Here is a 12,119-nt window from a genome sequence, read left to right on the forward strand (position 1 = left end):
GCGCGATCCGGCGGACGACGACGATGCGAGCCCACGGCCCCACCGTCCCAGCCGTTCGCGCCGAGTCTGTAGAACCACGACGCGGCGGCCCGCACAGCCGCTTTTCCCGCCAAATCGCCACCACGCACCGCCGCCCTTGCCCGCGCTCGCCTACAATCTGGCGCCATGCGCATGTCCAGCCTGCAACGCCTGTTCCTCACCGGTCTGCTGACCCTGCTGCCGATATGGCTGACCTGGGTCGTGGTCAAGTTCGTGTTCGTGCTGCTGTCCGACACCAGCCGCCCGCTGATCGATCCGCTCCTGGCCAACCTCGCCGCGACCAATCCGCAGGCGCTGGGCTGGCTCACCGAACGCTGGTTCGCCACCGCGCTGGCCCTGGCCGCGACGCTGGGCGTGATCCTGCTGTCCGGGGTGATGGCGCGGCGCGTGGTCGGACAGACCGCGCTGCGCGGTTTCGAATCGTTGATCAAGCGCATCCCGCTGGCGAACACGATCTACTCCAGCGCACGCCAGCTGCTCGACATCCTGCAGACCAAGCCCGACGGCACCCAGCGCGTGGTCCTGATCGACTTCCCGCACACCGAGATGAAGTCGATCGGCTTCGTCACCCGCGTGCTCAAGGAACAGGGCACCGGCCGCGAGCTGGCCGCGGTGTACGTGCCGACCACGCCCAACCCGACCTCGGGTTATCTGGAAATCGTGCCGGTGGAAAAGATCACCCCGACCGACTGGACCGTCGATCAGGCGATGAGCTTCATCATCTCCGGCGGCGCGGTCTCGCCCGAAACCATTCCCTTCTCCGTCCCCGCCGACGTCAAAGCCGCGAGCTGACCCGCATGAATCTGCAAGGACGCTTCCACTTCCGCCCGTTGTTGCTCGCCGCCGCGCTGCTGTGCGCCGCGATCGCCGCGCCCGCCGCCGCCGCCGCGCCTGCGCCGCTGGTCGCGCAGACCGTCAAGCTCGACGACGGCCGCAGTTTCCAGCTCAAGCTGCCGGCGAACCTGGAGATCGTGCCGGTCGCGCAGGGTTACAAGCGCATCCGCTTCTTCGCCCGCAGCCCCGACGGCCGCCTGTTCCTCACCGACATGCGCGACCTCAGCGACAACAGCAAAGGCCGGGTATTGATCCTCGACGGCTGGGACGAGAAGAAGGCCAAGTTCGCCAGCATCACGCCCTACCTCACCGACCAGCGCAATCCCAACAGCCTGGCCTTCCATACCGACCGCGACGGCCAGCAATGGCTGTACCTGGCCCTGACCGACAAGCTGGTGCGCTACCGCTATCGCGCCGGCGACCTCAAGCCCAGCGCGGCGCCGCAGACCCTGGCGACCTACCCCGACTACGGCCTGAGCTACAAATACGGCGGCTGGCACCTCACCCGCACGGTCGCGTTCGCCAACAACGGCAAGATGTACGTCTCGGTCGGCAGCAGCTGCAATGCCTGCATCGAGAAGGAAGCCGTGCGCGCAACGGTGATGGAGTACAACCCCGACGGCAGCGGCGCGCGCGTGTATGCGCGCGGCCTGCGCAACGCGGTCGGGCTGATCGCCCACGACGACCGCCTGATCGCGACAAACCAGGGCTCCGATCACCTCGGCAACGACAAGCCCGACGAGACCTTCTTCAAGCTCAGCGACGGCGCCGACTACGGCTGGCCGCACTGCTACCACAGCGCTGGCAAGGTCTACGCCGATCCCAAGTTTCCGCGACCGGCCGGCTGCGCCAAGGTGCCGCGCGCGTTCGGCTGGTTTCCCGCACACGCGTCCGCGCTCGGCGTCGACTGGTTCCCGGCCGGCGACAGCACCCTGTCCAGCCAGTACGTGGTCGCCCTGCACGGCTCGACCAACGCCAAGATCGGCCACGGCTACAAACTGGTGCGGGTCAACGCCGACGGCAGCAGCGGCGGCGACCTGATCACCGGTTTCCTCGACGGCGCCAAGGTCAACGGACGCCCCTGCGGCGTGCTCCGCATGGGCCGCGACGCGTTCCTGTTCACCGACGACAAGTACGGCGTGATCTATTACGTGAGGCCGAAACGATGAACCACGAAACGATGAACCAAGTGCAGACCGGTATCGGCGCCAAGACGCTGGAAGACCGCGCGCTGCGCTTGTTCATCGTGCTGTCGGCGTTCTTCTGCGTGAACGCCGTGCTGGCCGAGTTCATCGGGGTCAAGATCTTCGCGCTCGAAGACACCCTGGGCATCGCTGCGCTGCAGTGGAACCTGTTCGGCCAGAGCGGCTCGCTCAGCTTCACCGCCGGCACCCTGCTGTGGCCGGTGGTGTTCCTGATGACCGACGTCATCAACGAGTTCTTCGGCCGCCGCGGCGTGCGCACGATTTCCTGGCTGGCCGCGCTGCTGATCGTCTACGGTTTCGTGTTCGCGTTCGCGGCGATCTCGCTGGCGCCGGCCGACTGGTGGGTCAAGGCCGCGCAGTCGCAGGGCGTGGACGACTACCAGGCCGCATTCTCCGCGGTGTTCGGCCAGGGTCTGTGGACCATCGCCGGTTCGCTGGTCGCATTCATGCTCGGCCAGCTGATCGACGTCGCGGTGTTCCACCGCATCCGCAACGTCACCGGCGAAAAGCACATCTGGCTGCGCGCGACCGGCTCGACCGCGGTCTCGCAGCTGGTCGACAGCTTCGTGGTGCTCTACATCGCCTTCGTGCTGGGGCCGCAGAAGTGGCCGACCTCGCTGTTCCTGGCGGTGAGCACGGTCAACTACGCCTACAAGATGCTCGCCGCGATCGCGATGATCCCGCTGATCTACCTGGTGCGCGCGGCGATCGTGCGCTACCTCGGCCAGGCCCGCGCCGAACAGCTGCGCGACGAAGCCGCCGTCTGAACGCGACGCAGGCCGCGATTCGGGCCATCGGCGCGGCGCATCGCCAGCGACCCGTGACTTCCGACCGGGGCGGCTGAGCGGGCGCTCGGCCATGCTGGGGCACTCATCGCTCCGGGGAACCCGTAATGACCTTGCGTCCGCTCGCTCTCGCACTCGCTCTGACCGTCGCCGCCGCGGCCATCGCGCCCGGCCATGCAGCCGAAACGCCCAAGGCCGCCGCCGTCGACCAGGCCAAGGCCGCCAAACTGACCGCGCTGTACGGCCAGTACTGGGAGGAAGTGCTCAAGCTCAACCCGGTCCAGGCCACGTTCCAGGGCGACAACCGCTACAACGACCAGTTGCCCGACTTCGGCACCGCCCAGTACCGCCAGGAATCGCACGACTTCACCGTGCGCTGGCTCAAGACCGTGCAGGACATCGGCCCGGCCGGCCTGCAGGGCCAGGACCTGCTGAGCTACGAGACCTTCGTGCGCGACTCGAAGATGTCGCTGGAGTCCGAGCAGTTCCCCGACTGGATGATGCCGATCAACCAGATGGGCAGCATGGCCAGCTTCGCCGTGCAGATGGGTTCGGGCACCGGCCCGCAGCCGTTCAAGACGGTCAAGGACTACGACAACTGGCTCGCCCGCGGCAGCAAGCTGCCGGGGCTGTTCGACACCGCGATCGACAACATGCGCCAGGGCATGAAGGCCGGCGTGGTCCAGCCCAAGGCGCTGATGATCAAGGTCATCCCGCAGTTCGACGCGCTGATCAAGGACAAGCCGGAAGAGACGCTGTTCTGGGGCCCGATCACCAACCTGCCCAAGGACTTCTCCGACGCCGACAAGCAGCGCCTGACCGCGGCCTACCGCGAGATGATCGGCACCCGTCTGATGCCGGCCTACAAGAAGCTGCGCGCCTTCATCAACGACGAGTACCTGCCGGCCACGCGCGACAGCGTCGGCCTGGACAAGCTGCCCAACGGCCAGGCCTGGTACGCGTTCAACGCGCGCCAGCGCACCACCACCGACCTGAGCCCGGCGCAGATCCACCAGATCGGACTGGACGAAGTCGCGCGCATCCACGGCGAGATCCGCAAGGTGATGACGCAGGTCGGCTTCAAGGGTTCGCTGCAGGACTTCTTCAAGTTCATGCAGACCGATCCGCGCTTCGGCTTCAAGAGCGAGGACGCCCTGCTGGCGCATTACCGCGCGCTGGAAGCCAAGATCAACCAGAAGATCCCGCAACAGTTCTCGCTGGTGCCGAAGGCGCCGTTCGAGATCCGCGCGGTCGAACCGTTCCGCGCCCAGTCCGCGGCCGGCGGCGAATACCGCAGCCCGAGCGAGGACGGCAGCCGTCCGGGCGTGTTCTACGTCAACACCTACGACCTGCCCACGCGCAAGACCTGGGACGCCGAGGACCTGTACCTGCACGAAGCCATCCCGGGCCACCACTTCCAGCTCGCGCTGCAGCAGGAACTGACCGGCATTCCGGCGTTCCGCCGCTTCGGCGGCGAAACCGCCTTCATCGAAGGCTGGGGCCTGTACGCCGAATCGCTGGGCAAGGACCTGGGCGTCTACACCGACCCTTACGACTACTTCGGCTACCTGCAGAACGAACTGTGGCGCGCGATCCGCCTGGTCACCGATACCGGCCTGCACAGCAAGGGCTGGACCCGCGAGCAGGTGATCAAGTACATGCTCGACAACTCGGCCGAGAGCGAAACCCAGTCCACCGCCGAAGCCGAGCGCTACATCGCCTGGCCGGGCCAGGCGCTGGCGTACAAGATCGGCGAACTGAAGATCCAGGAACTGCGCCGCAAGGCCGAAAAGGAACTGGGCACGAAGTTCGACGTGCGCGAGTTCCACGCCGAAGTGCTGAAGGACGGCTCGGTGCCGCTGGAAGTGCTGCAGCAGAAGGTCGACCGCTGGATCGCCAGCAAGAAGGGCTGACCGCGAATGCGGTGATGCAAGAAAAAGCCGGGCATGCCCGGCTTTTTCTTTGTCCGCGACCAGCGCGGGCGATGCTGCGAGGTGGCGCGCCTGCCGGCGCGGCAGACGCACGCCACTTATCGGATCGGCGGAAAAGCGGATTGCACCTCACGTCACGCGTTTCAGAAGTTCAGCCGCCATACCGGGGATAGCCAGCGGGCACGGCCATCGGACCTCGTTGTCGGCGCTCGCGCTTGCCTGCGTCCTTCCTAGTGGCGGCCTTCGCGCAGTCGCGCGCGGCCCGCTCCGTGCCCGGCGGATCGGCGGCATCGATGCACACCGTACGGCCGGAAGAGGTCATCAGGGCCTGCCCGCCACCGTAGTCCTTGATCTCGTCGTACTTGAAATCGGTCAGCGGCCGGCCATCGGCATCCAGCAGGGCTATCTTGTTCGCTCGCCACACCGCGGTGAGTCCGCTCAAGTCCCAGGTATCGCCGATATCGCCCTGGTCGTAGACCAGCTTGCCATACATATCGAACAACTCCAGCCGATAACGTTCGTCGTGGTCCTTGCGCCACTGAATTTTTTCGTACGGGTTGAGCGTTTCAGGCTCTGGATTGAGCAGGGTGCTATAGCCCACCGTCCGGCCGTAATAGCTGCCGCCCGGCCGTTGCATGCGCAAGCCGGTGATGAAATTCACAGTGATGCTCTTGTGCTCCTGTTCGGACACGCGGGCCCAGCCGTTATCCAGACCATCGAGCGCGTAGCCCGGCGAAACTTCGTAGTACTCGCTCGGTAGCACGACCCGACCTCGGGCATCGAGCAAGCCCCGGCGGACCTTTCTCGGCTCTCCCGGTTTGGCGACATCGCGCTGCACCTGATACCAGGAGACGTCCGGTCGCAACTTGGTGCTGACTTCGACGATGTTGAGATACTCGAAGGGGATGACAGTACTTCCGTCCTGGCCGATGACGCCGTAGCGATCGTCCCTGAAATCCCCGTCCGAAGGCTTGGTGATGGCAACCGCCTGACCGTTGACGAAATGCAGTTCCCTGGCGAACAAGGTGGCCGACAATTCATTTCCTTGACGATCGAATTTGCGCACGCTCTGCAGGCCGATAGCGCGCAGGCCCTCGTCGCCCAGATCGGCAATGTGCTGATAGCCGATGGGGATGACGACGAGATTGCGTTGATCCACCACGCCGAAGGCGGATCGGCCTTTCCTGTCGATCCGGGCCAAATACAGGCCGCCGCCGAGCGATGCGACCTTCCGATGCGATGGCGCGCGTTTCCCGCGCTCTGATATCGAAACAGGTTCAGGCTCCGGACTCTCCTTGCCGGTCATCGCCTGATAGAAGCGAACCGGCGCGCAAGCCGCCAAGAGGCAAAGCAGAACTACTGAGGCGATCCTGGCCATCTTTCTCATGCGTCCGATGTTTGCATGCGCACGCGCGCCCGGAAAGGGCCGCGCGCGGCCCCTATGGCTGCGATCACGGCGATCCGCGCACGTCCCACATCTCTCGCGACGACTCAGAACTTCTCGCCCACCGGCAGGTAGCGCCACTCGCCTACCGGCATCTTGCTCAGCGAAATGCGTCCGATGCGCAGCCGCTTGCTGGAAACGACCTCCAGGCCGACCTGGGCGCACATATGCCGCAACTGCCCGCCCATCACGTTCTTGATCGCGAAGCGCAGACGGGTTTCGCTCGCCCAGCTGACCTTGCACGGCGCCAGCGGCCGCCCGCGGTACTCCAGGCCGTGCGCGAGCCGCTTCAAGCCGTAGGGCCCCAACTCGCCGCTCACTTCGACCACGAACTCCTGCTCGATCTGCGCATAGTCCTCGGTCAGGCGGCGCCAGGTCCGGCCGTCCTGACTCAGCACCACCAGGCCGGAGGCCTCCGCGTCGATCGGCATCAGCGGGGTCAGGTTGTGGAAATGGCGCTTGAGCAGGCGCACGCCGGACAGGTCGCCCTCGGCGTGGGCCGCCGCCAGGGCCAGGCCGGGGGCGTCCTTGAAGTCCACGCCGGCCGGCTTGTGCAGCAGCATCGTCGCCGGCTCGGCCGGCTCCAGCCGCGCATCCGGGTCCAATTCGACCTGTTGGGTCGAGATCGGCGCCTGGGGCTCTTCCACGACCTCGCCGTCGACCCGGACCCAGCCGCCCTCGATGTATTGCTGGGCTTGCGCGCGCGAACAGCCCGTCAGTTCTGCGACGCGTTTATCTAGACGTAGGGGTTCGGACATGGAAAAAAGTCGGCGGGAAAGGCGTTAAGTGTAAAGATACGCCGGCGCCCGGCGGAAAACCCTTCTCCGCCGGACCGATTTCGTTCATAGGATTAGATGAAGACTCCCTCCGGCTTGCAGGCGCTGATCGACGACGGCGTGATCGATGAAGTGATGCGTCCGCTGAAAAGCGGCAAAGAGGCGTCGGTGTACGTGGTGCGCTCCGGCAACGACGTGCGCTGCGCCAAGGTCTACAAGGACATGGCCCAGCGCAGCTTCCAGCAGCGCGTGCAGTACCAGGAAGGCCGCAAGGTGCGCGGCAGCCGCGAGGCGCGCGCGATCGGAAAAGCCAGCAAGTACGGGCGCAAGCAGCAGGAAACCGCCTGGAAGAACACCGAGGTCGATGCGCTGTACCAGTTGCGCGAGGCCGGCGTGCGCGTGCCCGAGCCCTACGGCTATTTCCACGGCGTGCTGGTGATGGAACTGGTGACCGACGCCGACGGCCACTCCGCGCCGCGCCTGGGCGAGGTCGAGCTGGCGCCGGATCAGGCGCGCGGCTTCCACCGCTTCCTGGTCCGCCAGGTGGTGAAGATGCTGAGCGTGGGCCTGATCCACGGCGACCTGTCCGAGTACAACGTGCTGGTCGCGCCCGACGGCCCGGTCATCATCGACTTCCCCCAGGTCGTCAGCGCAGCCGGCAACAACGCCGCGCGCACGATGCTGCTACGCGACGTCAACAACCTCACCGCCAGCCTCGGCGCCTGGGCGCCGGAACTGCTCGACACCTGGTACGCCGAAGAAATGTGGGCGCTGTTCGAAGCCGGCGAGCTGCATGCCGACAGCGAACTCACCGGGACCTTCGTCCACGACGAGTCGACGGTCGATCTGAACAGCGTGCGCGATGCGATCAACGATGCCCGCGATGAAGCCCTGATCCGCCAGCAAGGGCGCGAAGCGGCGGCTGCGGAAGAGTGAGACACGACGCCGCGCGATCGCGCGGCGAATCGCTCAAGCGCGATGGGCCATCACAAAGCGCTCGCTCGACGACATCGCTCGGTGATCGACCTGTCTCGACCGGTTTCGCCACCGGCTGGAGCTATGGCGCAGTCCGAAGCGAGAACATGATCGTGGCCTACGCAGGCTATTGCTGGCGCCCCGGTTTCCGGGGCGCTGCTTGGGTTCTCGCGGAAGAAGGCCTCTACACAGGCACCGCTTGGGTGTCATCGTTCGCTGCGTGGGCGGCATCAGTGGCGTGGCGTCGCCAAAACACGGGCGACTAACCGCCGAAGATCTCTTCCGTGCAGACCAATTTGTCGCCTGGCTTAAGGGCAATGACATTGGTGCCGCCGGGCTGCACCAGCCAGGATGATTCACCAGAGGCGGTGACTTGTCCGGTGTAAGTGCGATTCTTTCCGGCCTGGGCGAAACCGAACGCTTGAGCGACCTGCTTACCGTTGATTGCGCAGCCGACAATCACGTCTCCCTGCTCGGGACTCGACGCGACAAAGCGCAGTTTTCCGGCATTGGGCGCAGCTTGACGTACGTCGACCACACGTTGCGTTTGGTCGTCCGCCGTAGCGGCCACGACCACATAGCGCCCACCACCCTTGCGAACCGGATAGACCATGACCTTGCCTTCCGGCATTTCGTTCATGGAAATGGGTTCGAGCTCGGCGTCGTATGCATCGAATCCAAAGGCTTGATAGGGGAGTTGCATTGCAGGGAAGCGCTTGCCGATCAGGCCGGAAAACGCAGCGCCATTGCCCCTGGCTGGCGTGGAGCCGGCCATCGCGCTTTGCGTTACGCCAGTGCTGCCTTTCAATTCCGCACGTTCGCTATCGCGCAACGGGCGGGTAAAGCGCAGTACGGTATTCGCGCGCGGCCAAGCCATCTCTCCCAAGTTCCCGGCGTCTTTACAGCGGCCGCCGAGATGCTTGATCGCCGCGCCTTCGACGACAAAGCGGCTTTCGCACTCACCGTCTTCACTCTTGCCTCTCAGCACCCACGCCCCATTGCTGAATGTGGCGATGCCGGAGGTCTCAACCGTTCCATTCATCACGCCGCCGAAGCCGCCGGGGTCGGCAGCGCTGGCGTCACCAATGAATTTGACCAGAGCGCGTCCACTACCGATGTCTTCAATGGAGTAGCTGAACTCGGCGCCCTCATTCTGCAGCTTTCCCTTGCCATCTTTGTGTCGCGACTGTGCTTGGTAGCTGTAAACGCCTGAGGCCGGTGCACCAACAGCCCCTCGCTGATTGACCGATACCGCAGCGCCGCCCTGGGCCACAAGATTGACTAAGGCCGTTTGTCCGCCAGAGGTTCCAGCGGAGACTTGATAACTAAGCAGAGCGATAGATGCCGCCAGAAGAGCCAATCTTTTCATTCGAAATGCGTCCTTTTCCTTGGATGATGAGTTTCACGGCGCGCCATATCTTGCCGAACATTTCCAGCGTAAATCGCGGGGTAGGAACAAACCTGCGATCACGCCCATACCCCTACACCGCCGCCTGCTGCAACAACTTCGCCAGTTCTTGCGCCTGAGCCCTGCTCAGCCGGTAGGGCACCATGCTGATCGCCAACGGCGCCTTGGACACCACGGACAGCGCAACGAAATCTTCGCCTTCCGCTTCCTCCATGCGGATCACGTTGAGCGTCTGCGAGGTCATCACACGGCCGGTCAGTTCGACCTTGCCCACCTCGCGCTTGATGGTGCCGCCCAACAGCGCGCCGACCAGACTGCCGCTGCGCGCGTAGCGCAGGATGAAGTAGCCGATGATGCCTAGAAACAGGATGGGGAACAGGTAGTCCATTCGATCCTCTTCGATGCTTGCCCAGAATTCGCAGATCGGCGCAGCGGGTCGCTGCGGTTACATCTCCCAGCTCGCCTTCGACACGATGCGCCGGCCTTCCAGAGTCAACGTCGCCTCGGTCGCGGTCATGACCAGCGTGAACGAGGGAATGCCGGGGGCTTGGTCGGTCGCGGTGTAATGCAGTTCGAGCCGCTTGCGCTGGGTATCGAATTCCTTGACGCGCACCTGCTGCCTGGGCACCGGCCGGTAGTCCTTGTCGCCGGGCTGGCCGATGCGGACGGTCGAGATCACGGGACGTTCGTCGTCGCCGATTTCCAGGTCCACCGAATACCCCTCGCCGTCGAACTGCAGGGTCGAGGTGGCGTGCGCGGACCGCGTGGGCGCGAAGGCCAGCACCAGGGCGGCGAACAGGGCGAGCAGTGGCTTCATCGGTGCGTTCCTTGCGTTCCGTAGGTACCCCATCCTAGCGCGCGCGGCAGGTTGCCCGCCTGCGCGCCGGCAAAGAAAAAGGCCGGCGATGCCGGCCTTTTTCATCGACGCTGCGAAACGCTTACACGCCTTCGCGACGCTGGCCGTTGCCCGAACCCGAGCGGCCGCCGCTGCGGTGCTGCGGACCGGCGTGGGCGTGGCGCGGGGCCGGCTTGCCGTGCGGACGATGCGAGGGCTTGCGCGGGCCGTTGTTGCCGCCCGGACGCTGACCGCCGGGGCGACGGGCGCCCGGTGCATCGGAACCCATGCGGATCGGGCGGCTCGGCTCGAAGCCCTCGACCGTGACCATCTGGATGTCGTCCTTGAGGATGCGCTGGATCTGGCGCAGCAGGCCGCCTTCGTCCGGCGAGACCAGCGACAGGGCTTCGCCGGTCGCGCCGTTGCGGCCGGTGCGGCCGATGCGGTGGACGTAGTCTTCGGCGACCATCGGCAGGTCGAAGTTGATCACCAGCGGCAGGCTGGGGATGTCGAGGCCGCGCGCGGCGACGTCGGTGGCGACCAGCACGCGGGCCTTGTTGGCCTTGAAATCGCGCAGGGCTTTCTGGCGCTGGGCCTGGCTCTTGTTGCCGTGGATGGCGACGGCCTTGAAGCCGGCGTCTTCCAGCTGTTCGGCCAGCCGGTTGCAGCCGTGCTTGGTGCGGCCGAACACCAGCACCTGGTCGGTGCTGCGCTCGGCGAGGATGCGGACCAGCAGATCGCGCTTGCGGCCGCCGTCGACCGGATGCGCCTTGTGGGCGATGGTGTCGGCGATGGTGTTATTGGCGGCGACCTGGACCTGCTGCGGCTCGCGCATGAACTCCAGGGCCAGCTTCTTGATCTCGGTTTCGAAGGTGGCCGAGAACAGCATGGTCTGGCGCTGCGGCGGGACGCGGCCGAGGATGCGCTTGATCGCGGGCAGGAAGCCCATGTCGAGCATGCGGTCGGCTTCGTCCAGGACCAGCACTTCGATCGCGTCGAGCTTGGCGGTGCCGCGCTCCATGTGATCGATCAGGCGGCCGGGGGTGGCGACGAGCACGTCGACACCGCGACGCAGCATGTCGACCTGCGGGCCCATGCCGGCGCCGCCGTAGATCGAACAGATGCTCAGGCGCAGATGCTTGGCGTAGCTGCGCAGGCTGTCGTTGACCTGCACCGCGAGCTCGCGGGTCGGCACCAGCACCAGCGCGCGCGGCTTGCGCGGGCCGTTGGCGCCGGTGAGCTTGGACAGGCGGTTCAGCAGCGGCAGGCCGAACGCGGCGGTCTTGCCGGTACCGGTCTGGGCGCCGCCCAGCAGGTCGTGCCCGGCCATCGCCAGCGGAATCGCTTCGGACTGGATCGGGGTCGGGGTGTTGTAGTTCTGCTCGACGAGCGCGCGCAGCAACGCGGGCGCAAGCCCGAGGGATTCAAACGTCATGGTGGAACTCCAAGTGCTAAGGATCCGCGGACCGAAGTCGCGGAGTCACTCGGAGCGTTCCCTAGAACCGCGCTGCGAGTAATCGAAATGACGGTGCCGGATGCTCCGGACCGTGTCGGCGCTACGAAAGACGTGCGGGATAAAAGCCGATCGGCGAGTCCTGGACTCTTGCGATACGGCGGGCAACCTGGGAAACGTACCCCTTGCGGGGAGGCAGCCGTGCGCTGAACAGGCGGAACTGTACGCGAAAGCCGGCGCTTCCGCCAGCGCTAAATTCTTGTCGGGATTAGGAAAACGGGCGCTGGGCAGGAACGGGCGGTTCGCCGGCCGGCCCGGTGGGTGGTGCCTGGCGCCCTGGGTACCGTGGCCTCGCGGTACCGATCAGCCCGCCCGGTAAGCCGGTGGAGGCCGCCCTGGCCAGGACGGAAAGTTAAATCTGCGTTAAATGTCAA

General features: G+C 65.6%; 11 protein-coding genes. 5 read left to right on the forward strand and 6 right to left on the reverse strand.

All coding sequences use genetic code 11. The annotated features are described in order from the left end of the window. Window positions 1-165: 165 nt before the first annotated feature. From ASE10_RS02065 to ASE10_RS02080, 4 genes are all read left to right on the forward strand, one after another. Window positions 166-831 carry a DUF502 domain-containing protein gene (locus ASE10_RS02065; RefSeq protein WP_055902560.1) on the forward strand — a complete coding sequence of 222 codons (666 nt, stop codon included), beginning with the start codon at window positions 166-168 and terminating at the stop codon, window positions 829-831. A 5-nt stretch (window positions 832-836) separates the two neighbouring features. Beyond that, the gene (locus ASE10_RS02070) at window positions 837-2,042 is read left to right on the forward strand and encodes a PQQ-dependent sugar dehydrogenase (RefSeq protein ID WP_055902563.1); all 1,206 of its coding nucleotides are present in this window, start codon (window positions 837-839) and stop codon (window positions 2,040-2,042) included. Further along, entirely contained in the window at window positions 2,039-2,845 is an 807-nt protein-coding gene (locus ASE10_RS02075) for a queuosine precursor transporter (protein WP_235565808.1), read from the forward strand. The genes ASE10_RS02070 and ASE10_RS02075 overlap by 4 nt, the downstream gene beginning before the upstream one ends. Window positions 2,846-2,970: 125 nt before the next feature. Further along, window positions 2,971-4,776, forward strand: coding sequence for a DUF885 family protein (locus ASE10_RS02080; protein WP_055902566.1), 1,806 nt, complete (start codon window positions 2,971-2,973; stop codon window positions 4,774-4,776). 169 nt (window positions 4,777-4,945) lie between these two features. On the opposite strand, the gene ASE10_RS02085 is transcribed toward ASE10_RS02080, so the two are convergent. Both ASE10_RS02085 and ASE10_RS02090 read right to left on the reverse strand, forming a co-directional pair. After that, window positions 4,946-6,172: a WG repeat-containing protein gene (locus tag ASE10_RS02085; protein WP_162250434.1), complete on the reverse strand. Its 1,227-nt coding sequence runs from the start codon at window positions 6,170-6,172 to the stop codon at window positions 4,946-4,948. A 113-nt stretch (window positions 6,173-6,285) separates the two neighbouring features. Continuing rightward, window positions 6,286-6,996 carry an rRNA pseudouridine synthase gene (locus ASE10_RS02090; RefSeq protein WP_055902572.1) on the reverse strand — a complete coding sequence of 237 codons (711 nt, stop codon included), beginning with the start codon at window positions 6,994-6,996 and terminating at the stop codon, window positions 6,286-6,288. Window positions 6,997-7,092: 96 nt separating this feature from the next. On the opposite strand from ASE10_RS02090, the gene ASE10_RS02095 reads away from it, so the two are divergent. After that, window positions 7,093-7,950 (forward strand): PA4780 family RIO1-like protein kinase, encoded by an 858-nt coding sequence (locus ASE10_RS02095; protein WP_055902576.1) that lies wholly within the window; start codon window positions 7,093-7,095, stop codon window positions 7,948-7,950. A gap of 301 nt (window positions 7,951-8,251) precedes the next feature. Here the strand turns inward: ASE10_RS02095 and ASE10_RS19900 are convergent, their stop codons facing one another. From ASE10_RS19900 to ASE10_RS02115, 4 genes are all read right to left on the reverse strand, one after another. Then, entirely contained in the window at window positions 8,252-9,358 is a 1,107-nt protein-coding gene (locus tag ASE10_RS19900; RefSeq protein ID WP_156087621.1) for a hypothetical protein, read from the reverse strand. A 112-nt stretch (window positions 9,359-9,470) separates the two neighbouring features. After that, window positions 9,471-9,785, reverse strand: coding sequence for a hypothetical protein (locus ASE10_RS02105; protein WP_055902581.1), 315 nt, complete (start codon window positions 9,783-9,785; stop codon window positions 9,471-9,473). Window positions 9,786-9,842: 57 nt separating this feature from the next. After that, window positions 9,843-10,214, reverse strand: coding sequence for a hypothetical protein (locus ASE10_RS02110; protein WP_055902584.1), 372 nt, complete (start codon window positions 10,212-10,214; stop codon window positions 9,843-9,845). A gap of 121 nt (window positions 10,215-10,335) precedes the next feature. After that, the gene (locus ASE10_RS02115; protein WP_055902587.1) at window positions 10,336-11,667 is read right to left on the reverse strand and encodes a DEAD/DEAH box helicase; all 1,332 of its coding nucleotides are present in this window, start codon (window positions 11,665-11,667) and stop codon (window positions 10,336-10,338) included. Between the last annotated feature and the right edge of the window lie 452 nt (window positions 11,668-12,119).

Source organism: Lysobacter sp. Root76, assembly GCF_001428685.1.
In the GTDB taxonomy this organism is placed as follows: domain Bacteria; phylum Pseudomonadota; class Gammaproteobacteria; order Xanthomonadales; family Xanthomonadaceae; genus Lysobacter.